Source organism: Arthrobacter globiformis (genome assembly GCF_030818015.1).
Lineage (GTDB): Bacteria > Actinomycetota > Actinomycetes > Actinomycetales > Micrococcaceae > Arthrobacter > Arthrobacter globiformis_C.
The window spans coordinates 1,872,951-1,896,706 of the sequence record NZ_JAUSZX010000001.1 but is presented as its reverse complement, the minus strand read 5'-3'; the positions used below and the strand labels follow the sequence as shown (position 1 = coordinate 1,896,706).

Sequence of the window (23,756 nt, the reverse complement as noted above, 5' to 3'; positions counted from 1 at the left end):
CGACAGTGCAATGAAAGCCCAACTGCTCACCATGACCACGCCGGACGGGCCGTTCACGATCATCGCCCGCGACGGCGTGGTGCTCGGCTCAGGCTGGACGGCCGACCCCCAGGACCTCACGGGCCAGATCCATCCAGAGCTCCTGCCGGACGCCTACGAGGCAGTGGAGCACCTCGGCCCGATATCAGCCGCGGTTGAGGCGTTCTACACGGGCAATCCGGCTCCCGCCATGAGCGTGCCGGTCCTGCAGAAATCAGGCCCGTTCCGCGCCCACGCCTGGGACGTGCTCCGCACCGTTAGCCCAGGGGCGCCGGTTACGTACACCGAGTACGCGGAGCTGTCCGGCAACGCCAGGGCAGTCCGGGCCGCCGCCAGCGCCTGTGCCTTCAACGCGGTGGCGCTGTTCGTTCCGTGCCACCGCGTGGTCCGCACGGACGGCACCATGGGTGGCTTCCGCTGGGGTCTGCGGATCAAGGAAAGCCTGCTGGCCCGGGAAAAGCAGGGACTCGCAGCGGGTTAAGCTGCCGCGCCCTGGGTTAGGCGCTATTTCGCCGGAACCCCGGAAGGCCACGGCAGCAGCTCCGGCAGGTCCACGCCGTCGGCGGCGGCCGAGGCGCGCAGGCTGCCAAGCGACGGTTCCCGTCCAGCGAGCCAGGCGGCGATGTCGGTGACCATTCCACTGACGACCGTGGAACGGCCGCCGGTTCCGATCGTCACCGGCGGCATGCCAAGCGGCTGCAGCACCAGCTTCTGGTCCTCGGGCACGCGCGCGGCCAGGAAGGTTAACAGGTGCTCGCAGAATTGCCTGCTCCACGTTTCCGGGCCGCGGCCGGTGTTGAGGTCGGAGGCATGGATCACCAGCTCGCGCCAGAGCGCCAGGCCGCCGTCCAGCACCACTCCCCCGCGGTAGGAGATAGGCGCGCGCCAGCCGCCGGCACCGGCGGCATCGGAACCCGTATCCGCCTCCAGCGAATCGAAGGCGCGCAGCGCCCGCTCCAGCGCTGCGTCCAGGTCCGCCCGGTGCTGTTCCAGGGCATGCCCGGCGCTCATTTCGATGGCCTTCGTGCGGCCGTCGTAGCCGCCGTCGTACAGTTCCACCGCTTCCCCGCGCGCGGCGTATTCGAGCTGCCGGGCCATCGCGTTGGAGATGCCGGTGATGTGCGCGAGGACATGCCCGCGGGTCCAGCCCGGGAGGGCAGAGGGAGCCGGGACGTCAGCCTCGGTGAGTTTGGCCGCCAGGGAGGAAACGGCGTCGGCCGCTTTATGGAGCTCGGCGAGCAAAGTGTCAGGTGTGATCGCGGTCATGCCGCAATCGTAGCGGAGTGACCCACCGGCTCCCTGCCTTCGCAAGCTCAGACGGGGGCCTTCGCCGGCGTGGGCCCCCGCGACGGAAACCTGCCGGCGGGGGCCACTCTTAGCTGCCGACTATCCCGCGTACTCGCGGACGCCGTTAAGCTCGCCTTCCAGCGCAGCGAGCTGGCGTTCGACGGCGGCCGGGGCCGTGCCGCCCTGCGAGTTCCGGCTGTTGAGCGAGCCTTCCGTGCTGAGGACGCTGCGGACCTCGGGGGTGAGATGCTCCGAAATGGCGGCATACTCCTCGTCCGTCAGGTCCCACAGCTCCACGCCGCGGCTTTCGGCCTGCTTCACGGCGGCACCCGAGAGCTCATGCGCCTCGCGGAACGGAACACCCTGGCGGACCAGCCATTCGGCGATGTCCGTGGCCAGCGCGAAGCCCTGCGGAGCGAGCGATTCCATCCGTTCGGTGTTGAACTTCAGGGTGGCGATCATTCCGGAGACGGCCGGGAGCAGCAGCTCCAGCGTGTCGGCTGCGTCGAACACCGGTTCCTTGTCCTCCTGCAGGTCGCGGTTGTACGCGAGCGGCAGGCCCTTGAGCGTGGCCAGCAGGCCGGTGAGGTTGCCGATCAGACGGCCGGCCTTGCCGCGGGCCAGTTCAGCCACGTCCGGGTTCTTCTTCTGCGGCATGATGGACGATCCCGTGGAGTAGGAATCGTGCAGCGTGACGAACGAGAACTCCTTGGTGGCCCAGAAGATGACTTCCTCCGAGATCCTGGACAGGTCCACGCCGATCATCGCGGCCACCCAGCCGAACTCGGCGAAGACATCGCGGGCCGCGGTACCGTCGATCGAGTTGTGGACGGCGGAAAAGAAGCCCAGGTCCGCGGCAACTGCCTCGGGGTCAAGGCCCAGCGACGAGCCGGCGAGGGCACCTGAACCGTAGGGCGAAACGCCGGCGCGCTTGTCCCAGTCCTGCAACCGCTGCACGTCGCGCAGCAGCGCCCAGGCGTGGGCCAGGAGGTGGTGGCTGAGCAGGACGGGCTGCGCGTGCTGCAGGTGCGTGCGCCCCGGCATCGCCACTCCCTGGTGGGCCTTGGCCTGCTCCACCAGCGCGTCGATGGTGGCCAGCACGCCGCGTGCGATGATCCGGGCGTGGTCGCGCAGGAACATGCGGCCCAGGGTGGCCACTTGGTCGTTGCGGGAACGCCCTGCCCGGAGCTTCCCGCCCAGCTGGGTGCCGGCCCGCTCAATCAGGCCGCGCTCCAGGGAACCGTGCACGTCCTCATCAGATTCCGCCGGCACGTAGGCGCCCGAGGCGACGTCCGCATCCAGCTGGTCCAGGGCTGCGAGCATGCCTTCGAGCTCGGCGGCATCCAGCAGCCCGGCCTTGTGCAGCACGCGGGCGTGCGCCTTGGAGCCGGCGATGTCGTAGCGCGCCAGGCGCCAGTCGAAGTGCGTGGACTTGCTCAGTGCCGCAAGGGCGTCGGCGGGGCCGCCGGCGAACCGGCCGCCCCACAGCGCACCCGTGTTTGTAGCTTGGGGTTTGGTTTCCTGCTCAGCCACAGGGGCTACTTTCCTGCGACGCGGATGTCGCGGCCGGAGGCAACCTTGGCGGACATGCCCCACAGCTCGATGAAGCCGCGCGCCATGGACTGGTCGAACGTGTCGCCGGTGTCGTAGGTGGCGAGTTCGAAGTCGTAGAGCGAGGTCTCGGAGCGGCGTCCGTTGACGATCGCCTGGCCGCCGTGCAGCACCATGCGGATGTCGCCGGTGACGTACTTCTGGGTGTCCTCGATGAAGGCGTCCAGGGAACGCTTCAGCGGGGAGAACCACTGGCCGTCGTACACCAGTTCGGCCCAGCGCTGGCCAACGGTGGCCTTGAAGCGGGCCTGCTCGCGTTCGATGGTGATGTCCTCGAGGTGCTTGTGCGCGGTGATCAGCGCCATGGCACCCGGGGCTTCGTAGATTTCGCGGGACTTGATGCCCACGAGGCGGTCCTCGACGACGTCGATGCGGCCCACGCCCTGGGCGCCGGCGCGGCGGTTCAGTTCCTTGATGGCCTGCAGCGGGGTGACCTTCACGCCGTCGATCGCTACCGGAACGCCTGCTTCGAAGGAGATGGTGACCTCGTCCGGTGCCGGCGGGAATTCCGGCGTGGCGGTGTAGTCGTAGATGTCCTTGGTGGGGGCGTTCCAGATGTCCTCGAGGTAGCCGGTTTCGACGGCGCGGCCCCAGACGTTCTGGTCGATCGAGTACGGGTTCTTCTTGGTGGTCTCGATCGGCAGTCCCTTTTCCTCGGCGAAGGCGATGGCTTTGTCGCGGGTCAGGGCGAGGTCGCGGACCGGGGCGATGCATTTCAGGTCCGGGCCGAGGGTCTGGATGCCTACTTCGAAGCGGACCTGGTCGTTTCCTTTGCCGGTGCAGCCGTGGGCCACGGTGGTGGCGCCGAATTCGCGGGCTGCCTTGACCAGGTGCTTGACGATCACCGGGCGGGAGATCGCGGAGACCAGCGGGTAGTGGCCCTGGTAGAGGGCGTTGGCCTTCAGCGTGGGCACGCAGTATTCGTTGGCGAACTCGTCGCTGGCGTCCGCCACATAGGCTTCGACGGCGCCGCAGCCCAGGGCGCGCTGGCGGATGGTCTCCAGCGACTCGCCGCCCTGTCCCACGTCGACCGCCACGGCGATGACCTCGGCACCGGTGGCTTCACCGATCCAGCCGATGGCTACGGAAGTATCGAGGCCACCGGAGTAGGCCAGAACAATACGCTCAGTCACGTCAAATGCTCCTTAGTTGTTGTTTCTGTTGTTTGTTTGTCTTGAAAGGTAGCGGCCAGGTTCTACTGGCCGGCTTCCTCGGCGAGCTGCAGGAACCGGGCAGCCAGTTCCGGCCCGCCCAGCGGATCCCGTGCCACGAGCAGCACGGTGTCGTCCCCGGCGATGGTGCCCAGGATCGAGGGCATTACGGAATGGTCGATGGCGAGGGCGAGGAAGTTCGCCGCGCCCGGCGGGGTCCTGAGCACCACGAGGTTGGCTGATGCCTCGGCCGTGACCAGTAGCTCCCCACACAGCCGCGCCAGCCTGGCATCCAGGATTTCCTGGCTGACCCCGCTCTTGGCCGCCCGCTCCCCGCCTTCACCGGGAACGGCGTACACCAGCACGCCTTCCTTGCCCCGGACGCGGACGGCACCAAGCTCCACGAGGTCACGCGACAGCGTGGCCTGGGTGACCTGTACGCCGTCGTCCGCGAGCAATGCCGCAAGCTCGGCCTGGGAACGCACCGATTCGCCGGTCAGGATCGCGGTGATCCGCGCCTGGCGGGCGGTCTTGGTGGCCGGGCTCGCCCCGGGCGAGGGTGCGGGGACGGACAACTACGCCTGCCCTGCCAGGGGGCGCAGCCCGTCGACGACGGCCAGTCCGGACTGGTGCATGAGCCAGGCCATGAGCCCCTTCTGCGCGTGCAGGCGGTTTTCGGCCTCGTCCCACACGATCGACTGCGGGCCGTCAATCACGCCAGCCGAGATTTCGTAGCCGCGGTAGGCGGGAAGGCAGTGCAGCACGACGGCGTCCGCGGCGGCCTGCCCCAGCGCGGCCTCGTCCACGGAGTATTCACGGAACAGCTGCATCCGTGCTTCCTTTTCGGCTTCCTGGCCCATGGAGACCCAGGTGTCGGTGGCGACGACGTCGGCCCCCTTGAGTGCCTCCGCCGCGTCGGTCGTGATGAGCACGGATCCGCCGGTCTCGGAGGCACGTTCCTGGGCGGCCGCCACGATGCCGGCCGCGGGGAGGTAGCCCTCGGGACCGGCGATGCGTACGTGCATGCCGGCGGTGACGCCAGCCAGCAGGTAGGAGTTGGCCATGTTGTTGGCGGCGTCGCCGAGGTAGGCCATGGTGAGGCCCTTGAGTTCGCCCTTGTGCTCCTTGACGGTAAGCAGGTCGGCCAGCAGCTGGCAGGGGTGGTAGTCGTCGCACAGGGCGTTGATGACCGGAACCTTTGAGTTCTCAGCCATGGCGACGAGGCCGGAGTGCGCCCCGGTCCGCCACACGATGGTGGAAACCATGCGCTCGAGGACCTTGGCGGTGTCCTCGACGGATTCCTTGTGGCCGATCTGCGCCTCGCCCGGGTTGATGATCAGGGCGTTGCCGCCCATGTCCGCCACCCCGGTGGCAAAGGAGACCCTGGTCCGGGTGGAGGTCTTGTCGAAGATCACTGCAACGGTCTTGCGGCCGCTGCCTTCGGCGGCGAACGGCTGGACGCTGTAAGGCGCCGCCTTCATGCGGCCCGCGAGTTCCAGGACTTCCGCCTGCTCGGCAGGGCTGAGGTCCGTGTCCTTGAGGAAGTGGCGGATGGTGCCGGTGGAAGTCACTGTGCGTCCTTTGCGGTTTGCAGGATGGCCGGAAGGGCGGCCAGGAAACGGTCCGCCTGCTCGGTGGTCAGGATGAGCGGCGGGGCTAGACGGATGGTGCGCGGGCCAGGGCTGTTGATGATGAAGCCGGCGTCCAGGGCAGCGGTCACGGCGGCAGGGGCGACGTCGGCATCCAGGTCGAAGCCGATCAACAGTCCCTCGCCGCGCACCTCTGTGACGCCGTCGACGGCGGCCAGCGCCTGCCGGAGATGCTCACCCACCACGCGGACATTGTCCAGCACGTGCTGGCTTTCGATCGCGTGCAGCGTGGCCAGAGCCGCAGCGGTGGCCACCGGGTTGCCGCCGAAGGTGGTGCCGTGCTGCCCTGCGGAGAGCAGGGACGACGTCTTCTCACCGAACGTGACGAGCGCGCCGATCGGGAAACCGCCGCCAAGGCCTTTGGCAAGGGTGATGGCGTCGGGCACGATCCCGGCGTCCTCGCTGGCCAGCCACTTGCCCGTGCGTGCGATGCCGGTCTGCACCTCATCGAGGATCAGCAGGGCGCCGGCTTCGGCGGTGCACTCGCGGGCGGCCTTCAGGTAACCGGCCGGAAGGGGCCGGACGCCCGCCTCGCCCTGGATCGGCTCCAGGAAGACGGCAGCCACGGTGTTGTCCACCGCGTTGCGCAGGGCCTCGATGTCCCCGAACGGAATGTGCTCGACGCCGCCGGGCACCGGCTCGAAGGGAGCACGGTAGGCCTCCTTGGCCGTGAGCGCGAGTGCGCCCATGGTCCGGCCGTGGAATGCGCCTTCGAGCGCGATGATCCGTGTGCGGGGTTTGCCGCCTTCGGTGCCGGAGTTCCGGCGGGCCAGCTTGAAGGCTGCCTCGTTGGCCTCGGTGCCGGAGTTGGTGAAGAACACCTTCGAGCCGGCCGGCGCTGCACTGAGTTCCAGCAGCTTTTCGGCCAGGGCGATCTGCGTGGGGCTGGTGAAGAAGTTGGAGACGTGCCCCAGGGTGGCCAGCTGGCTGGAGATTACCGAGGTCACGAATGGGTGGGCGTGGCCCAGCGCGTTAACGGCGATGCCGCCCAGGAGGTCCAGGTACTCCTTGCCGTCGGCGTCCCAGACGAGGCAGCCCGCGCCGCGGACCAGCACCCGCTGAGGCGTGCCGAAGACACCCATCAGCGACGACGAGTAGCGCGCCAGCCAGTCGGCGCCGCTGGAGTGGCCCTTGGTTTCGACCAGCTCTACCACCGGGGACTGCTCAACGAGTGCCGATTGTTCAAAGTTGCTCATGCGTTCACTTCCTCGTCCGGGACCACCTGGGTGCCGATGCCGGCGGTCGTGAAGGTTTCCAGGAGCATCGAGTGCGGCAGCCGGCCGTCCACGATGTGTGCGCGTTCGACGCCGTCGTCAACGGCTTTCAGGCAGGCCGCCATCTTGGGGATCATCCCGGACTCAAGGCGCGGCAGCATCTCCCGCAGCTCCGAAGCAGTCACCGACGAGATGAGCGATGACTTGTCCGGCCAGTTCGCGTAAAGGCCCTCGACGTCAGTGAGGATGACAAGTTTGGAGGCGCCAAGGGCCGACGCGACGGCGGCCGCCGCCGTGTCTGCGTTGACGTTGAGCACCTGTCCGGTGGTGCTACCGTCTTCGGATATCTCCGGGGCGACGGTGGAGATCACGGGGATCCGGCCGGCGTCGAGAATGTCCACGATGCCGGCGGGGTCCACTCCGACCACCTCGCCAACGAGCCCGAGGTCCACCTCCTCGCCGTCAACCACGGTGCCGGTGCGGACGGCGCGCAAGAGGCCGCCGTCTTCACCGGACATGCCGACGGCGTAGGGCCCGTGCGAGTTGATCAGGCCCACCAGTTCACGGCCCACCTGTCCGGTGAGGACCATGCGCACCACGTCCATCGCCTCGGGCGTGGTGACGCGCAGGCCGCCCTTGAATTCCGACTCGATGCCGAGCCTTCCCAGCATCGAGTTGATCTGCGGGCCGCCGCCGTGCACCACCACGGGGTGGATGCCCACGTGGTGGAGGAACACGACGTCCTCGGCGAAGGCGCGGCGCAGATCGTCGTTGACCATGGCGTTGCCGCCGTACTTGATCACCATGGTGGTTCCGGCGAAGCGCTGGATCCACGGCAGGGCTTCGATGAGTGTGCCGGCCTTGTCTTGGGCATCACTCATGGACGTTGACTCGCGGGTCTGGGTGTTCATGCGGCTGGTTCTCCAGGGTTTGCTGGCGGATCTAGCTTGAGTAGGCGCTGTTCTCGTGGACGTAGTCGTGCGTAAGGTCGTTGGTCCAGATGGTGGCTTCCGCCCCGCCGGCCTGCAGGTCAATCTCCACGAGCACCTCTCGTGGTTCCAGGTCCACGAGCTTGCGGTCCTGGCCGATGCCGCCGTTCTGGCAGATCTGGATGCCGTTCATGGACACGTTGAGCTGGTCCGGTTCGAACATGGCGTCGGTGGTTCCCACGGCGGAGAGCACCCGGCCCCAGTTGGGGTCCTTGCCGAAAATGGCGGCCTTGAAGAGGTTGGAGCGGGCCACGGCGCGGCTGACGGTTTCGGCGTCGCGCTCGGTGGCCGCGTTGAACGTCCGGATCGCGATGTCGTGGCTGGCACCCTCGGCGTCGCCGATCAGCTTGCGGGCCAGCTCGGCGCAGACCTGGGTAAGGCCCTGGCCGAAGGTGTCGGCTGACGGAACGGCCTTGGAAGCGCCGGAGGCGAGCAGCACCACGGTGTCGTTGGTGGACATGCAGCCATCGGAGTCGGCCCGGTCAAAGGTGACCCGCGTGGCGTCGCGGAGGACGAGATCGAGCATTTCCGGCTGCACGTCGGCATCGGTGGTGAGCACCACCAGCATGGTGGCGAGTCCGGGTGCCAGCATGCCGGCGCCCTTGGCGATGCCGCCGATGGTGAATTCATTTCCTTCGGCGTCGGCGCCGTTGAAGACCGCCTGCTTGGACACCGTGTCGGTGGTCATGATGGCAGTGGCCGCTTCGGGACCGCCGTCGGCGCGCAGGGCGGCGGCCGCAGCGTCGATGCCGGGGACAATCTTGTCCATGGGCAGCTGCTCGCCGATCAGGCCGGTGGAACAGACAAAGACGTCGGTGGCGGACAGTCCCAGTGCCTCGGCCGTTTTCTCGGCCGTCGTGTGCGTGTTCTGGAAGCCCTGCGGGCCGGTGCAGGCGTTGGCGCCGCCGGAGTTGAGGATCACAGCGTCGACGCGGCCGTCCGAGACCACCTGGCGTGACCAGTGGACAGGGGCCGCGGCAACCCGATTGGAGGTGAAGACCGCGGCTGCCGCCTTGGACGGTCCGTCGTTGACCACGAGGGCGAGGTCCGGGTTTCCTGAGGCCTTGAGTCCGGCAGTGACGCCTGAGGCGCGGAATCCCTTGGGGGCGGTAACGGTCACGGGGCAACTCCCTGCAGGTTAAGGCCGGCGGTCTCCGGCAGGCCAAGGGCAATGTTCATGGACTGCACCGCTCCACCGGCGGTGCCTTTGGTCAGGTTGTCGATGGCGCACGTGACAATGACGCGCCCGACGTGCTGGTCGAACGCAAGCTGCATGGCGGCATGGTTGGAGCCCTGCACGGACTTGGTGGTGGGCCACTGGCCTTCGGGCAGCAGGTGGACGAACGGCTCGTCGTCATACGCCTCCGCCCAGGCACGGCGAAGTTCCTCGGCACCGACGCCGGGCTTGACCCGCGCGGTGGCTGTGGTGAGGATGCCCCGGCTCATGGGCGCCAGGGTGGGCGTGAAGGAAACTGTCACCGGCCCGCCGGAGGCGTTGGACAGGCCCTGCTCGATTTCCGGCGTGTGCCGGTGGCCACCGCCCACGCCATAGGGGCTCATGGACCCCATGACCTCGGCGCCGATGAGGTTCACCTTTGCTGCCTTTCCGGCCCCGGAGGTGCCGGAGGCGGAGACGATGACGACGTCGTTCCCCTCGAGCAGGCCGCCGGCAAAGCCGGGCGTGAGGGCGAGCAGCGCCGACGTCGGATAGCAGCCCGGGACGGCGATCCGGTTGGCGCCCTTGAGTTTCTCGCGCTGGCCCGGCAGCTCAGGCAGGCCGTAGGGCCACGTCCCGGCGTGGTCCGAACCGTAGAACTTTTCCCACGCGGTGGCGTCCTCCAGGCGGTGGTCCGCGCCGGCGTCGATCACCACCGTGCCTTCAGGGAGCTTGGCCGCGATCTCGGCAGACGCCCCGTGCGGGAGGGCGAGGAACACGACGTCGTGCCCGGACAGGTTCTCCACGCTGGTCTCCTCGAGAATCCTGCTCGCCAGGCCATGGAGATGCGGCTGCAGTTCGCCTAGTCTGGAACCGGCGTTGCTGTGTGCCGTGATGGCTCCGATGGTGACGTCCGGATGGCCGGCCAGGAGGCGGAGGACTTCGCCGCCGGCATAGCCGCTGGCGCCGGAAACGGCAACAGAAATAGTCATGTAATCGACTATACAGCAAGACTATGCATAGGTACCGATATTTATGCATGATTGACCCGCGCCCGCCAGGCGAGCCAGCCTCGCTGGCCAGAGTATGCTTGGCAGAGGGTGATCCTGACCGCGCGCGCCGAATGTCGGCCGCAGCGTCGCCCGTTATTGTTACGAGGCACGCAGTTCATGGCCCCCACTATCACTTCCGAGCGCCCACAACCGCGTATTCGCCAAGCAAGCAGAGTGCAGAGGCCGAACCCTGTAACTCAGAGCTACTCTGATCTGCTCAAGTCCGTGCGGGCAGCCGGACTCCTGGAGCGGCGCCAGGGCTTCTACATCACCGTCTTCGCCACGCTGGCTGCACTCATGGCAGCGGTGTGGTTCGGTTTCGCGCTGATCGGCCAGAGCTGGTTCCAGCTCCTCATCGCCGCGGCGCTCGGCATCATTTGCACGCAGCTGAGCTTTCTGGCCCACGAGGCCGGCCACCGCCAGATATTCGCCTCCCGGCGGGCCAACGACTGGTCCGCACGGCTCCTGGCCACATCCGTCGCCGGCGTCAGCTACTCGTGGTGGGAGCAGAAACACGGGGCACACCACAACCACCCGAACGTCATATCCAAGGACCCTGACATCGCACCCGGTGCCATCGTGTTCCACACGGAAGCCGCGGCCAAACGGCAGGGCCGGCTGGCGCTGCTGACGCGCAAGCAAGGCTGGCTGTTCTTCCCCCTGCTGTTCCTTGTGGGCCTCGGCCTGCAGATAGATTCGGTGCGCTTCATCTTCCGGCGCGCCAAGGTCACGCACCGCTGGGTGGAACTGCCTATCCTGCTGACCCGCCTCAGCATCCTGCCTGTGCTGGCGTTTTCATTCCTGCCGCTGGGCATGGCTGCCGCCTTCATCGGCGTGCAGTTGGCTGTTTTCGGCTTCTACATGGGTGCGTCCTTTGCGCCCAACCACAAGGGCATGCCGGTCCTTCCGGCAGACAGCCGCGTCGACTTCCTCAGCCGTCAGGTCCTTACATCACGCAACATTTCCGGCGGCCGGTTCATGGATATCCTGCTCGGCGGCCTGAACCGCCAGGTGGAGCACCACCTCTTCCCCGACATGGCCCGGCCCCAGCTGCACAAGGCAACGGCGATTGTGCGCCAGCACTGCGACACACAGGGGATCCCTTTCACGGAGACCACCTTGGCGGCGTCGTTCGGGATCATCGTCCGGTACCTCAACGAGGTGGGGCTCGCTGCGGGACGCCACTTCGAATGCCCCATGGCAGCGGTCTCCCGGCGTTACTAGCCGGCTGCTCCGACTTCGCGTGCACGTCCACGTTCCCTAGGATGGGTTGTCCCTAGGATGAGTGAGGAAGGGTGCCGGAGGTCCCGGCCCGGATAAGGAGAGTTTCCATGACGCACGCCATCGTCGCCCGGCAGCCGGGTGGACCGGAGGTTCTGGAATTCACGGAGATCGACCGCCCAGTCCCCGGACCTGGCCAGCTGCTGGTGAAAGTAGCGGCAACGGGCGTCAATTTCATTGAGACTTACCAGCGCAGCGGCACCTACAAGGTGTCCTACCCCTTCACACCCGGATCGGAAGCTGCCGGCGTCGTCGAGGAAGTCGGTGAAGGGGTGGAGGATTACGCCGTCGGAAGCCGCGTGGCGACGGCCGAAGGTGCCGGGTGCTACGCCGGGTACATCGTGTTGGACGCCGCGAAGGCCCTGCCCGTCCCGGACGGCGTCGACGATCACACGGCCGCGGCGCTCCCCCTCCAGGGCATGACAGCCCATTACCTCATCAACTCCTCGTTCCGCGTTGAACCCGGGCACAACGTGCTGGTCCACGCCGGCGCCGGCGGGGTGGGCCTGCTGCTGATCCAGCTCCTGAAGGCCCGCGGCGCCCGCGTCATCACCACCGTGTCCAAGGACGAGAAGGAATCCCTGGCCCGCGGTGCAGGCGCTGACGAGGTGCTGCCCTACGACGGCTTCGCCGACGCCGTCCGGGACCTGACTCACGGCGCCGGCGTGAACGTGGTTTACGACGGCGTTGGGAAGGACACGTTCGACGGTTCGCTGGCCAGCCTGCGCACCCGGGGCTCGCTGGTGCTCTTCGGCGCAGCGTCCGGACCCGTTCCGCCGGTGGACCCGCAGCGCCTCAATGCCGGCGGCTCACTGACCCTCACGCGCCCGTCGCTCGCCCACTTCCTCGGCAACCCGCAGGAACGGCTCTGGCGCTCCACGGAAATCTTCGGCGCCGCGGCCGATGGCAGCCTCAACGTCCGCATCGGCGCCACCTACCCGCTGGCCGAGGCAGGCCGGGCCCACGAGGACCTCGAAGGCCGGCGCACCACGGGCAAGGTTCTGCTGGTCCCCTAGCCTGGCCTCAAGCAATGCGGTCCCCGTGACAAAGGCAGCCCGGATTAACGCGGGGGAAACGATGTCATCTTCCGTTCATCTTGCTGAGGGAGAACCCAGCCGTGATTGAGCCGCTCCCGAAAACCCTGGACACGACCGCACCGTCTGCCGCCGGTGGACCGGCGGCAGAGGTGTACCCGGAGCAACTGCCGGGCCCTGCCGCCGCCCCGCCGGAGCGGACCCTGGTGGACATCCTCACCGACACCGCCGCACGTTTCCCGGATGCTTCGGCGCTCGATGACGGCCGCCGCTCCCTGAGCTACGCCCGGCTCCTGGCGGAGATTAAGGCCGAGGGCCGCCGGCTCCACCAGGCCGGCCTGGGAGCGGGAGACAAAATAGGGGTGCGGATTCCCTCGGGCACCAACGAGCTCTACACCGCGATCCTTGCCATCCTGCTGATTGGCGCCGCCTACGTCCCCGTGGACGCGGATGATCCGGACGAACGGGCCAAACTGGTGTTCGGTGAGGCACGGGTGGCCGGCATCCTGCGGCCAACGGCGAGAACGTTACGGACCACAAGCGGCCCATCCCCTTCCCGGCTCCGCGCCCTGCCACCCCCGACGACGATGCCTGGGTCATCTTCACGTCCGGTTCCACCGGGACGCCCAAGGGCGTGGCGGTGCAGCACCGCTTTGGCGGCAGCGTTCGTGGACGCGGAAGCCCGCATCTTCCTGCAGGACGATCCGGTGGGGCCGCAGGACCGCGTGCTCGCGGGACTTTCGGTCGCCTTCGACGCGTCCTGCGAAGAGATGTGGCTGGCCTGGCGCCATGGCGCCTGCCTCGTGCCTGCCCCGCAGGCACTGGTCCGAACGGGCATGGACCTGGGGCCGTGGCTGATCAATCACGGCATCACTGTGGTCTCCACCGTTCCCACGCTTGCGGCACTGTGGCCGGCAGAGGCCCTGGAGAACGTCCGGCTGCTGATCTTTGGCGGCGAGGCCTGCCCGCCGGAGCTGGCCGAGCGCCTGGCCGTGGACGGCCGTGAGGTGTGGAACACGTACGGACCCACCGAGGCAACGGTCGTGGCCTGCGCGGCTCCCCTGGGCGGTACTGGCCCGGTCAGGATTGGGCTCCCGCTGGACGGCTGGGACCTGGCGGTGGTTGGCTCCGACAGCGTCCCGGTGGCCGAGGGCGAGGTCGGCGAGCTCATCATCGGCGGCGTGGGGCTGGCCCGCTACCTCGATCCGCAGAAGGATGCGAAGAAATATGCCCCCATGCCCTCACTGGGGTGGGGGCATGCCTACCGCTCCGGCGACCTGGTCCGTTTCGAGCGCGCCGGCCTGATCTTCATGGGACGCGCCGACGAGCAGGTCAAGCTTGGCGGCCGCCGGATCGAACTCGGTGAGATCGACCTGCCCTGCAGTCGCTGCCGGGCATTGCGGGCGCCGCCGCTGCAGTTCGCACGACGGCGGCCGGCAACCAGGTCCTCGTAGGCTACCTGGCTCCCACCGGCGGAACGGACACCGCACCGGACCGTCCTCCACTCGACCGTCCTTTCGTAGACCTGGCCGCGTTCCGTGAACTGCTGCCCGCTCCGCTCATCCCCATGCTGACCGTCGTCGACGCGCTGCCCACCAAGACCAGCGGGAAAGTCGACCGGCATGTGCTGCCATGGCCCCTGCCGGGTGCCGGCGCGGCGGCCGCGGACGCCGCGCCGCTGAACCTGCCCGAGGATGCCCAGTGGATCGTTGACCGGTGGCAGGCCGTCCTGGGCAGCAGCGTCGCCGGCCTCGACGCGGACTTCTTTGCCCACGGCGGCGGATCGCTGGCCGCGGCGCAGCTCGTCTCCGCACTCCGGGTCCGCTACCCCACCATCCCCATGGCTGATATCTACGCCACCCCGCGCATCGGCGCGCTGATCACCCTTGGCTCTACGAAGAAGCCCTGCCGCCGCTGCCGTGAATTGTTTCCGGCATTTGGTTTTCCGGCATAAGAAAGACCACGCCAAATGGCGTGGTCTTTCTTTATGGCCTGCTAGCGCTGGACGGCACCAAACCGCTCGGCCGCGGTGGCGACGGCGCGCTCCCGCGCCTCCGACGCCTCGTCGGCCGTCAGTGTCCGGTCGGTTGCGCGGAACCGCAGGCCGAAGGCGAGGGACTTCTTGCCGTCCTCGATCCCCTTCCCCGCGTAGACGTCGAACAGGGCGACGTCCTCGAGCAGCTCACCGGCGCCTTCACGCAACGCTGCCAGCACGTCGTCGGCGGGGACGTCCTGCGGCACCACGAGTGCCACGTCCTGCGTGGCCACCGGGAAGGTGGAGATGTGGCGGGCCACCACGACGTCGGCCGCCGCCTCGAAGAGGGCGTCCGCGTTGAGTTCCAGCGCGACCGACCGCGCCGGCACGTCGTGCGCAGCCAGGAGCTTGGGGTGCAGCTCGCCGGCGTATCCCACGACCTCGCCGGAGCGCAGGGAAAGCTGCGCGGCGCGGCCCGGGTGGAAGGCCTGGTGCCGGCCTTGGGTGACCACAAGCTCCACCCCAAGGACGTCACCGGCCAGGCGGGCGATGTCCAGGGCGTCTGCCCAGTCCCACAGCCGCGGCGTGTGGCCGGCAGCGGCGGGCGAGTCATGGCCGGTGAGGACAGCGGCGACGTGCAGCGGCTGGTCCGGAACGCCGTCGTACAGCGCGTCCAGCACCTCATCGCTTGGCTTGACGCCCAACGGAGGAATGGTCGGCGTGCCCAGGGTGTCGCCGGGCAGGAACACCATGCCGGCTTCGAAGACGGCGAGGTCGCGGAAGCCGCGGGAGTGGTTGCGCTTGGCGACCTCCAGCAGGCCCGGCAGCACCGAAGTGCGCAGGTATCCGTGCTCTTCGCTGATCGGGTTGGCAAGCTTGACCGCAGTCCGGGGTGCACCCTCCTCGGCCACGCCAAACGTGTCGTTGGCGGCCTTCGACACGAAGGGGTAGGCCAGGACCTCGGTCAGGCCGGCATCCGCCAGGGCCTGGACCAGGCGGCGGCGCTGCTGCTGCACGCGGGTCAGGCCGCGGCCGGGAGGCGCCACCGGCAGGGTCGCTGGGATCTGGTCGTAGCCGACGAGGCGGGCTACCTCCTCGGAGAGGTCCTCTTTGGTTTCCAGGTCGTTGCGCCAGCTCGGCGCGGTGACGGTCCAGCCGGCGCCGGTCTTTTCCAGTACGGCACCGAGGTCCTCAAGGGACGTGACGATCTGCTCTTCGGTGAAGTCGATGCCGATCCGGGCGGCGGGGAATTCCGCCGGCAGCGCGATCGTCACCGGATCCGGCGAGGTGCCGACGTCGGTGCCCGCCTCATCGGCGGTCCCGCCGGCGAGTTCCACGAGAAGATCCACGGCGCGCTGGGCCGCGACGTTCGCAACCTGCCAGTCCACACCGCGTTCGAAGCGCTTGGAGGCTTCGGACGGGAGCTTGTGGCGCCGGCGCGAGCGGGCAATGGAAACTTCCTCGAAGTGGGCCGCTTCGATCAGCACAGCCGTGGTGGCGTCGGAGACCTCGGTGGACGCGCCGCCCATGACGCCGGCGACGCCGATGGGGCCGGAGGCGTCGGTGATCAGCAGGTCCTCGGCGTCAAGCGAGCGCTCCTTGCCGTCGAGGGTGGTCAGCTTCTCCCCCGCCACAGCCCTGCGCACCACGATGTCGCCGGACAGCTTGTCCTGGTCATAGAAGTGCAGCGGCTGGCCGAGTTCGAGCATCACATAGTTCGAGATGTCCACCGGCAGGGAGATGGACCGGATCCCGGCCAACCTAAGCCGGGAAGTCATCCACGGCGGCGTGGGCCTGGTGGCGTCCACGCCGCGGACGGTGCGCGCCACGAAGCGGTCGCAGCCGGGCTTGCCGTAGATCGGCGCGTCGTCGTTGATCTTGACGCCGTAGCCTCCGGAGAGGACAGCCGGCGCGTTGACCTTCGACGCGGGATCGGTGAATTCCGTGCCGGTGGCGTGGGCGTATTCGCGTGCCACGCCGCGGATCGAGAAGGCGTAGCCGCGGTCCGGGGTCACGTTGATTTCGGCGGCCTGGTCGTAGAGGCCCAGCAGTTCCATGGCGTCGGTCCCTATCTCGGGGTCCAGGCCGATCCGGGAAAGCACCAGGATGCCGTCGTGGTCCTCGCCGATGCCCAGTTCGCGGACCGAGGCGATCATGCCCGCAGACATGTGGCCGTAGGTCTTCCGTGCCGAGATGTGGAAGTCGCCGGGCAGGACGGCGCCTGGCAGGGTGACCACCACTTTGTCGCCCTCAACGAAGTTGTGGGCGCCGCAGACGATGCCCTGCACGCCGGACGGATCAATGCCCTTGCCCGTGAGGGTCTGCTCCTGCCCCTCGGGGACGACGCGGACCTGGCACCAGTTGATGGTCTTGCCGTTGGACTGCGGTTCCTTGACCAGGCTCAGGACCTGGCCCACCACGACGGGTCCGCGCAGGGCGTCCGTGGGGCGGTGGACCGCTTCCTCTTCAAAGCCGACCTTGACGAGGTCCGCCATGACGTCTTCGGCCGTGGCTCCGGCCGGTACCTGCGCGAATTCACGCAGCCAGGAAAGTGGGATACGCACTGTTAGATCTCCATCCCGAAGTGCTCGCTGAAACGTACATCGCCCTCGATCATGTCGCGCATGTCGCCGACTTCGTTGCGGAACATAAGGGTCCGCTCGATGCCCATGCCGAAGGCAAAGCCTGAATAGACGTCCGGATCGATCCCGGCGGCCCGCAGGACGTTGGGGTTGACCATGCCGCAGCCGCCCCATTCGATCCAGCGTGGCCCGCCCTTGGCGCCGGGGTGGAAGATGTCCAGCTCGGCGGACGGCTCGGTGAACGGGAAGTAGTTGGGGCGCAGCCGGATCTGGGCTTCGTCGCCGAACATCTGGCGGGCGAAGTGCTCCAGGGTTCCGCGGAGGTCAGCCATGCTGAGCTTCTTGTCGATGGCCAGGCCCTCGAACTGGTGGAAAACCGGGGTGTGGGTGGCATCGAGCTCATCGGTGCGGAAGACCTTGCCCGGGCACAGCACGTAGATGGGCAGCTCCCGCTCCAGCATGGACCGGACTTGTACCGGGGAGGTGTGTGTGCGCATCAGCAGGTGGGCTTCGGGCGGCTCCACGAAGAACGTGTCCTGCATTTCGCGGGCCGGGTGGTCCGGCTTGAAGTTCAGTGCGTCGAAGTTAAACCATTCGGATTCCACCTCGGGGCCCTCGGCGATTTCCCAGCCCATGCCCACGAAGATGTCCGCAACGCGGTCCTGCAGCGTGGACAGTGGATGGCGGGCTCCGGCGCGGCGGCGCCGCGGGGCTGCCGTGACATCAACGGTCTCCTCAACCAGGATGCGGGCGTCATTCTCCGCTTCGAGTTCGGCGGTGCGGTCCGCGAGCGCCTTGTTAACACGTCCGCGCGATGAGCCCATCAGCTTGCCGGCGGCGGCTTTCTGGTCCTTGGGCAGGCTTCCGATCCCACGGTTGGCCAGGCTGAGCGGCGACTTCTCACCGGTGTGGGCCAGACGGACTGCCTTAAGTTCATCGAGCGTGGACGCACCGGCAATGGCGGCGACGGCCTGGTCCACGGCGGCGTTGATGGCGGTTTCATCCAGAGGGTTCGGGACGGCGGCGCCCGGCAAGGTTTCAGTCATCTACTGTTCTTAGCTACGAGTCGGGTGATGCCAGCCGCCGGTGCAGCCGCGCCGGTTTCCCAGGCAGCGCGTCCGTCGCTGGCACGTCATTGCATGAAGTCATCCAAGGACGTCATCCAAAGACGCCATCCAAAGACAAGGGCAGGCTCGCCGGCGGGTGGCCGGCAGGCACTGTTCCCAGTCTAATTGACAGCGCCGGGCTAATTGACAGCGGCCCGGCTGCCCGGGGTCATCGGGCGCTCATCTGTCCGGCCTGGGCCCCGTCATGCACCGCCGGGGCCGTTGCCTGTCCTGCACGGCCGCCCGCGGCTAGCATGGCCTCATGACTCAAGGCCCCCGAACGAGAGTCCCCCGAACCAGAGGCCCGCTGACGCCAAGACAGCGCCTCAGGCAACTCGCAAACGTGCTGAACGCCTCCACGCCCTTGGGGCTGGTGCTTGCCGGGCTGGCCGGCACCAGGACGTTTCGGGGTCCCCGCGGCCTGATTGTCGCCACGGGTTACCGCTGGCGCCTGCCGGTGGCTCGTGCCTTCACTGTGGGCAACGTGGTCATCTTCCGCTCGGGTGCCGACGCCACTTTGACAAGCCGCTCGCTCCTGGGCCACGAGGAACGGCACAGCACCCAGTACGCGTGGTGCCTGGGGCTGCCCTTCCTGCTGTTCTATTTCGCGGCCGCTGCATGGTCGGCAGTGCGGTACGGCGATCCGGCGTCGGGAAATCCATTCGAGCGGCATGCCGGCCTGGAGGCCGGCGGCTATGTGGACCGGAGGCTCAGGCGTGAGTGAACCCGCGGGCCGGGCGGCAGCCCGGACTGTCACCGTCACGGGATTCGGAACCGCCGAGGCCGCACCGGACCTGCTGACGCTCTCCGTTGGCGTGGAATGCCGGCGCGATACCGCTGGGGATGCCTATGCCGCTGCCGGAGAGGCGTCTGCTGCCGTAACGGGCGCACTGCGCAGCCGGGGAACGCAGAGCCGGGATATCAGGACGTCCGGGCTTAACGTCCGTGCTGACGTCGTCTGGCAGGAGGGCCGCGGCCAGCAGGTCACGGGCTATGTGGCATCCAGCATGCTCAGCGTTCGGCTCCGGGACCTCGCTGCCGGTTCGGGTGTCATCGCGGCGGCCGTGGAGGCAGGCGGCAACGACGTGCGCCTGGATGGCGTTCAGCTGGGCTTTGCCGATGCCGCAGCCGTGATGACGCTGGCCCGCGAGGCCGCCTGGGCTGACGCGCGGGCGGCGGCCGCACAGCTCGCCGGTCTTGCCGGAGCTGAGCTGGGTGAGGTGGTCTCTGCGCGCCAGCACCCCGTGCCGTCGGCTCCCGTCCCGGTGGGCGGGATGCAGCGGGCCTTCGCCGCCGACGCCGTTGGGGTGGAATCCGGTGAGTCCAGCGCCAGCACCAGTGTCACGGTTGAGTGGGAGCTGTTCAGTGGAGGCTTCGCCCCTGCAGCGGCCGAACCGCACCCCGCCGGATGAACCACGGCATCATCGCAGTTGATGGCAACCCTATCCGTGTCACCCCTATCCAGGGACACCCGCCCGCGGCCTCCGGCTTGCCCGTTACACACCACCCGTTCCAACCCAGCGCCGTCGGCGCCTCCGCGGGAAACGCCGACGGCGGACCTTGACTTAAGTTCGAACATACCTTCGAATGGAGGGCATGAGATGGGATGCACAAGCACTCAAACCGGCACAGGAAGAGATGCCCGGGACTGCACCGCTGCTACCCTTGGCCGGCCTGGTGCGGTCTGTGTCCACGCCCGAGTTCGCCGGCGTCACCTTTCATGAGGTCACCGCCAAATCGGTGCTCAACAAGGTGCCCTCCGGCTCCCGGATGCCGTTCGAGTGGACTGTGAACCCCTACAGGGGCTGCAGCCACGCCTGCGTCTACTGCTTCGCCCGCAAGAGCCACACCTATCTGGACTTCGACGCCGGGCTGGATTTCGACAGCCAGGTGGTGGTAAAGATCAACGCGGCCGAGGTACTCCGCAAGGAGCTGGCCAAGCCCTCCTGGAACCGGCAGCAGGTGGCACTGGGCACCAACACGGACCCCTACCAGCGAGCGGAGGGCCGGTACCGGCTGATGCCCGGCATCATCGGTGCGCTGGCCGATTCGGGGACTCCGCTGTCCATCCTGACCAAGGGGACTTTGCTGGCGCGTGACATTCCGCTCCTGAAACATGCCGCGGCACAGGTGCCGGTGGGCATCGGGATCTCGCTCGCCATGACGGACGAGCAACTATCCGAGGCCATCGAACCCGGCACTCCCGGACCACGGGCCCGGCTCAAGCTCGTTTCCAGGCTTCGCGAAGCCGGGCTGCCCTGCGGGGTGATGGCCATGCCCATCCTGCCGTGGCTCTCGGACAGCGACGATGCACTGGACTCCCTGTTCGCCTCGCTGGCGGCCGCGGGTGCCACCGGCGTCACGGCCGGAGCGCTATATTTGAAGCCCGGCACCAGGGAATGGTTCATGCAGTGGATCGCGGGCCGGCATCCGGAACTCGTGGGCCGCTACCGCAGGCTGTACGGCACGGGCTCGTATGCCTCCAAGGAATACCGCACCTGGCTGGCGGGCAGGGTCCGCTTCTTCAAAGCCCGGCACGGCTTTTCCGGCTCGCACGGGTTCAGCCACCGGGACGTCGACGATCACCAGGCTGACGATCCCCGCGGCGAGGAAGCCGCCTACCCCGAGGGAAGCATTCCGCAGGATCGCTCAGGGCAACACAGGACCGGTCAGCATGGACACCGCAGCTCAGGCCGGACGTCCCAGCCCACGCTGTTCTGAGTAGTTCTGCCCAGCAGCCCGAAAAGGCAACAACTCCGAACAATCAGCTCAAAGAAAGCCGCAAAGGGTGGTGTTAATTTCCGGGGACAGAGTCCGCACGGCTCGCCGCGGCGACGCTGGCGAGCAGCACCTGGACAATCGGGAGGTCGGCCGGAATCCAGGGGAGGCTGAGAGCTTCGTTACCTTCGCGGATGCTGACCCAGCGGAGTTCATCGTGATCCTCAAGCGGCCGGGGGTCGCCGTCGGCCACTTCCGCGAACCACACCCGCATCGCGGCTTTGTCGTTCAGGGGCCAGCCGGCCGGCCCCGGCGCCTCCAGCTCCTCCCCAAGGACGACGCCGATGCCCAGTTCCTCGCGGAGCTCCCGGTGCAGTGCACTTTCGGGGGCCTCCCCCGGTTCCACCTTGCCGCCCGGGAATTCCCACATCCCGGCAAACTGCGGAGGCGCCGTCCGGCGCGCCACGAGAAGCCGGGCGGGTGCGGACAGCGAGTCGAGCACGGCGCCGCCGACGACGTTGATCAGTTCAGTCACCGGTCCAGTCTATGAGGGCCCGGGTTCAGGGGCACATGTCTGTGCGACTGCCGTCCGGGGGGGGAATATCCATCCCGCCGCGAAGCTTGTTAAAATCAGACATATCAGTGGCAACGAGGCCTACTCCGTAACTCCCTTCGAAAAGCAGGCACATGACTTCCACTGTCCAGGCTCCCCGCACGTCCAAGGCCGCCACGCGCGTCGGTCCCGCCATCCTGGCCCTGGCCATGGGCGGATTCGGCATCGGTGTCACCGAGTTCGCCATGATGGGTCTGCTCAAGGAGGTCGAGGTCGGACTCCGGATCGGCACTCCCGAGGCCGGCCATCTCATCTCGGCATATGCCTTGGGCGTCGTCGTGGGAGCGCCGGTCCTTGCCGCGGTCGGGGCGAAACTGCCGCGCAAGTTCCTTGCGCTGGGCCTCATGCTGTTCTTCAGCGTTGCCAACCTGTCCTCGTTCATCGCTCCCGATTACGCGAGCATGCTCGTCTCCCGTTTCGCTGCCGGATTGCCGCACGGGGCGTTCTTTGGTGTGGCAGCCGTGATTGCCGCTTCGCTGGTGGCGCCGACAAAGCGGGGCTGGGCCATCTCCATGGTCATGGCGGGGCTCACCATTGCCAACGTAGTCGGTGTTCCCTTCGCCACGTGGCTGGGCCAAACCTTTGGCTGGCGGCTGCTCTTTGTCCTGGTAGGAGTGCTGGGACTGGTGACCCTGGCGCTCATCTGGAAATTCGTACCGTTCCAGCAGGCGCATGCGGACGCCAGCATCCGCAGGGAACTGGGGGCGCTCAAAAGGGCGCAGGTCTGGCTGGCAATCCTCATTGGCATCGTCGGCTTTGGCGGGTTCTTCGCCACGTACACCTACATCTCCCACACCATGACCTCCGTGGCCGGGATCCCCGCCGCCCTGCTGCCGTTCGTGGTTGCCTTGTACGGCCTGGGAATGGTGGCCGGCAATATCGTCGGTGGCCGGATCGCGGACAAGTCCGTGATGGGAACCATCTACCGCGTCCTGCCGGGAATCGCCGTCGCACTGGTGGTGTACGCCGTGGCCGTACACTGGCCGTGGTCAGCCTTCGTCATGGTGTTCGTGGTGGGCGGCGCCGGGTCCATGCTCGTCCCGGCCCTGCAGACCCGGCTGCTGGACGCGTCTCCCGATGCGCCGTCGCTGGCGTCCTCACTCAACCACGCCGCACTGAACGTCGCCAACGCCCTGGGCGCGTTCCTCGGCGGCGTCGTGATCGCCTGGGGCTGGGGCTATGTTGCACCCGCCCTGGTGGGTGCCGTCCTGGCCATTCTCGGCCTGTTGGTGGCCCTGTTCAGCGGCCTGCTGGAACGCAAAAAGCCGCTGGCCCCGTAACAGCAGTCACGGAGCCAGCGGCTCTACTTTCGGCTCAGCAGCTAGGCGCCCGAGTCGCCCGCAAGGGCGGGCCCGCTGGCCACCTGCGCGCGGCGGATGTCGGGCTCCAGGTAGATGACCCGCGCGATGGGAACTGCCGAGCGGATCCGGACTTCGGCGTCGTCAATGGCCTTGGCAATATCCAGCCCGGAATCACCCGCCGCCACACTGATCTTGGCGGCCACGAGAAGCTCCTCCGGGCCCAGGTGCAGGGTCTTGAGGTGGATGATGGCGGTGCCGTCCGCTTCGATGGCGCGCCGGATGCGTCCGACGTCGTCCTTGGTTGCCGACTCCCCCAGCAGCAACGATTTGGTCTCCATCGCCAGAATCACAGCAATGGCCACCAGCAGCAGGCCGATCATTCCAGTGCCGATCCCGTCCCAGATGCCGTCGCCGCTCAGCAGGGTCAGCCCCACGCCGAACAGGGCGAAGACCAGGCCCAGCAGGGCACCGAAGTCCTCGAGCAGGATCACCGGCAACTCGGGCTGCTTGGCGGTCCGCACGAAGCTGATCCAGCCCTGGCTTCCGCGGATGTGGTTGGCTTCGATGATGGCCGTCCGGAACGAGAATCCCTCGGCGATGATGGCACCCACCAGCACGGCCAGGGGCACCCACCAGAAGTCACCTTCGATCCCGTGCGGGTGCTGGATCTTTTCCCATGCCTCATACAGGGCGAAGAGGCCGCCGACGCTGAAGAGCACGATGGAAACGATGAACGCATAAATGTACCGCTCCCGTCCGTAGCCGAAGGGGTGTTCCGGGCTGGCCGCCCGTTGCGCGCGCTTCCCGCCCACCAGCAGCAGGACTTGGTTGCCCGAGTCGGCGACAGAGTGGATGGCCTCAGCCAGCATGGATGAGGAGCTTGTCAGCAGGAACGCGACGAACTTCAGGACGGCGATGGTCAGGTTGGCGGCCAACGCCGCGACAATCGCCTTGGTACCGCCATTTGCAGCCAAAGGAGGCTCACCTCTTCACGTGGG

General features: G+C 67.7%; 20 protein-coding genes and 1 pseudogene. 8 read left to right on the top strand and 13 right to left on the bottom strand.

The genetic code is table 11. The features are described 5' to 3' along the window. Positions 1-10 precede the first annotated feature (10 nt). A complete protein-coding gene (locus QFZ23_RS08725) occupies positions 11-520 on the top strand; it encodes a methylated-DNA--[protein]-cysteine S-methyltransferase (protein WP_306922177.1) in 510 nt (169 codons plus the stop codon). A 23-nt stretch (positions 521-543) separates the two neighbouring features. Here the strand turns inward: QFZ23_RS08725 and QFZ23_RS08720 are convergent, their stop codons facing one another. The 9 genes from QFZ23_RS08720 to argC form a co-directional block, all read right to left on the bottom strand. Continuing rightward, a complete protein-coding gene (locus QFZ23_RS08720) occupies positions 544-1,305 on the bottom strand; it encodes a maleylpyruvate isomerase family mycothiol-dependent enzyme (RefSeq protein WP_306922175.1) in 762 nt (253 codons plus the stop codon). 120 nt (positions 1,306-1,425) lie between these two features. Continuing rightward, a complete protein-coding gene (argH, locus tag QFZ23_RS08715; RefSeq protein ID WP_306922173.1) occupies positions 1,426-2,859 on the bottom strand; it encodes an argininosuccinate lyase in 1,434 nt (477 codons plus the stop codon). Positions 2,860-2,864: 5 nt separating this feature from the next. After that, positions 2,865-4,070, bottom strand: coding sequence for an argininosuccinate synthase (locus QFZ23_RS08710; RefSeq protein ID WP_306922171.1), 1,206 nt, complete (start codon positions 4,068-4,070; stop codon positions 2,865-2,867). 62 nt (positions 4,071-4,132) lie between these two features. Further along, positions 4,133-4,663 carry an arginine repressor gene (locus QFZ23_RS08705; RefSeq protein ID WP_003798679.1) on the bottom strand — a complete coding sequence of 177 codons (531 nt, stop codon included), beginning with the start codon at positions 4,661-4,663 and terminating at the stop codon, positions 4,133-4,135. Then, the gene (gene argF, locus QFZ23_RS08700; protein WP_306922170.1) at positions 4,664-5,659 is read right to left on the bottom strand and encodes an ornithine carbamoyltransferase; all 996 of its coding nucleotides are present in this window, start codon (positions 5,657-5,659) and stop codon (positions 4,664-4,666) included. Beyond that, positions 5,656-6,933, bottom strand: coding sequence for an acetylornithine transaminase (locus QFZ23_RS08695; protein ID WP_306922167.1), 1,278 nt, complete (start codon positions 6,931-6,933; stop codon positions 5,656-5,658). The genes argF and QFZ23_RS08695 overlap by 4 nt, the downstream gene beginning before the upstream one ends. Continuing rightward, entirely contained in the window at positions 6,930-7,862 is a 933-nt protein-coding gene (gene argB, locus QFZ23_RS08690; RefSeq protein WP_306922165.1) for an acetylglutamate kinase, read from the bottom strand. Before argB ends, QFZ23_RS08695 begins: the two co-directional genes overlap by 4 nt. 31 nt (positions 7,863-7,893) lie before the next feature. Beyond that, positions 7,894-9,060: a bifunctional glutamate N-acetyltransferase/amino-acid acetyltransferase ArgJ gene (gene argJ, locus QFZ23_RS08685; RefSeq protein ID WP_306922163.1), complete on the bottom strand. Its 1,167-nt coding sequence runs from the start codon at positions 9,058-9,060 to the stop codon at positions 7,894-7,896. Continuing rightward, the gene (gene argC, locus QFZ23_RS08680) at positions 9,057-10,088 is read right to left on the bottom strand and encodes an N-acetyl-gamma-glutamyl-phosphate reductase (protein WP_306922161.1); all 1,032 of its coding nucleotides are present in this window, start codon (positions 10,086-10,088) and stop codon (positions 9,057-9,059) included. Before argC ends, argJ begins: the two co-directional genes overlap by 4 nt. Before the next feature lie 177 nt (positions 10,089-10,265). On the opposite strand from argC, the gene QFZ23_RS08675 reads away from it, so the two are divergent. From QFZ23_RS08675 to QFZ23_RS08665, 3 genes and pseudogenes are all read left to right on the top strand, one after another. Further along, on the top strand, positions 10,266-11,372 hold the full coding sequence (locus QFZ23_RS08675) for a fatty acid desaturase family protein (RefSeq protein WP_306922158.1): 1,107 nt from the start codon (positions 10,266-10,268) through the stop codon (positions 11,370-11,372). A 107-nt stretch (positions 11,373-11,479) separates the two neighbouring features. Beyond that, positions 11,480-12,445 carry a quinone oxidoreductase family protein gene (locus QFZ23_RS08670; protein ID WP_306922156.1) on the top strand — a complete coding sequence of 322 codons (966 nt, stop codon included), beginning with the start codon at positions 11,480-11,482 and terminating at the stop codon, positions 12,443-12,445. A 125-nt stretch (positions 12,446-12,570) separates the two neighbouring features. After that, positions 12,571-14,369: pseudogene (locus QFZ23_RS08665) on the top strand (non-ribosomal peptide synthetase); the annotation flags it as partial. An 89-nt stretch (positions 14,370-14,458) separates the two neighbouring features. Here QFZ23_RS08665 and pheT read toward each other — a convergent pair. Next, positions 14,459-17,002 (bottom strand): phenylalanine--tRNA ligase subunit beta, encoded by a 2,544-nt coding sequence (pheT, locus tag QFZ23_RS08660; RefSeq protein ID WP_306922154.1) that lies wholly within the window; start codon positions 17,000-17,002, stop codon positions 14,459-14,461. A gap of 2 nt (positions 17,003-17,004) precedes the next feature. Then, on the bottom strand, positions 17,005-18,066 hold the full coding sequence (pheS, locus tag QFZ23_RS08655; RefSeq protein ID WP_190605497.1) for a phenylalanine--tRNA ligase subunit alpha: 1,062 nt from the start codon (positions 18,064-18,066) through the stop codon (positions 17,005-17,007). Positions 18,067-18,469: 403 nt separating this feature from the next. On the opposite strand from pheS, the gene QFZ23_RS08650 reads away from it, so the two are divergent. The 3 genes from QFZ23_RS08650 (at position 18,470) to QFZ23_RS08640 (ending at position 20,847) form a co-directional block, all read left to right on the top strand. Beyond that, the gene (locus QFZ23_RS08650) at positions 18,470-18,850 is read left to right on the top strand and encodes an eCIS core domain-containing protein (protein ID WP_306922150.1); all 381 of its coding nucleotides are present in this window, start codon (positions 18,470-18,472) and stop codon (positions 18,848-18,850) included. Then, complete coding sequence (locus QFZ23_RS08645) at positions 18,843-19,538, top strand: SIMPL domain-containing protein (RefSeq protein ID WP_306922148.1); 696 nt, start codon at positions 18,843-18,845, stop codon at positions 19,536-19,538. The genes QFZ23_RS08650 and QFZ23_RS08645 overlap by 8 nt, the downstream gene beginning before the upstream one ends. A 184-nt stretch (positions 19,539-19,722) precedes the next feature. Continuing rightward, entirely contained in the window at positions 19,723-20,847 is a 1,125-nt protein-coding gene (locus QFZ23_RS08640; RefSeq protein ID WP_306922146.1) for an Rv2578c family radical SAM protein, read from the top strand. A 73-nt stretch (positions 20,848-20,920) separates the two neighbouring features. Here the strand turns inward: QFZ23_RS08640 and QFZ23_RS08635 are convergent, their stop codons facing one another. Continuing rightward, on the bottom strand, positions 20,921-21,379 hold the full coding sequence (locus QFZ23_RS08635; RefSeq protein WP_306922143.1) for a (deoxy)nucleoside triphosphate pyrophosphohydrolase: 459 nt from the start codon (positions 21,377-21,379) through the stop codon (positions 20,921-20,923). Positions 21,380-21,531: 152 nt separating this feature from the next. On the opposite strand from QFZ23_RS08635, the gene QFZ23_RS08630 reads away from it, so the two are divergent. Beyond that, complete coding sequence (locus tag QFZ23_RS08630; protein ID WP_306922141.1) at positions 21,532-22,737, top strand: MFS transporter; 1,206 nt, start codon at positions 21,532-21,534, stop codon at positions 22,735-22,737. 41 nt (positions 22,738-22,778) lie between these two features. Here QFZ23_RS08630 and QFZ23_RS08625 read toward each other — a convergent pair whose 3' ends face one another. Next, entirely contained in the window at positions 22,779-23,732 is a 954-nt protein-coding gene (locus QFZ23_RS08625) for a cation diffusion facilitator family transporter (RefSeq protein ID WP_306922139.1), read from the bottom strand. Between the last annotated feature and the right edge of the window lie 24 nt (positions 23,733-23,756).

Bases quoted from the DNA above. Each gene is read 5' to 3' on its own strand.
- QFZ23_RS08725 (WP_306922177.1), top strand. From the start codon at position 11: ATGAAAGCCCAACTGCTCACCATGACCACGCCGGACGGGCCGTTCACG.
- QFZ23_RS08720 (WP_306922175.1), bottom strand. From the start codon at position 1,305: ATGACCGCGATCACACCTGACACTTTGCTCGCCGAGCTCCATAAAGCG.
- QFZ23_RS08695 (WP_306922167.1), bottom strand. From the start codon at position 6,933: ATGAGCAACTTTGAACAATCGGCACTCGTTGAGCAGTCCCCGGTGGTA.
- argB (WP_306922165.1), bottom strand. From the start codon at position 7,862: ATGAACACCCAGACCCGCGAGTCAACGTCCATGAGTGATGCCCAAGAC.
- argC (WP_306922161.1), bottom strand. From the start codon at position 10,088: ATGACTATTTCTGTTGCCGTTTCCGGCGCCAGCGGCTATGCCGGCGGC.
- QFZ23_RS08675 (WP_306922158.1), top strand. From the start codon at position 10,266: ATGGCCCCCACTATCACTTCCGAGCGCCCACAACCGCGTATTCGCCAA.
- QFZ23_RS08670 (WP_306922156.1), top strand. From the start codon at position 11,480: ATGACGCACGCCATCGTCGCCCGGCAGCCGGGTGGACCGGAGGTTCTG.
- pheS (WP_190605497.1), bottom strand. From the start codon at position 18,066: ATGACTGAAACCTTGCCGGGCGCCGCCGTCCCGAACCCTCTGGATGAA.
- QFZ23_RS08640 (WP_306922146.1), top strand. From the start codon at position 19,723: ATGAGATGGGATGCACAAGCACTCAAACCGGCACAGGAAGAGATGCCC.
- QFZ23_RS08630 (WP_306922141.1), top strand. From the start codon at position 21,532: ATGACTTCCACTGTCCAGGCTCCCCGCACGTCCAAGGCCGCCACGCGC.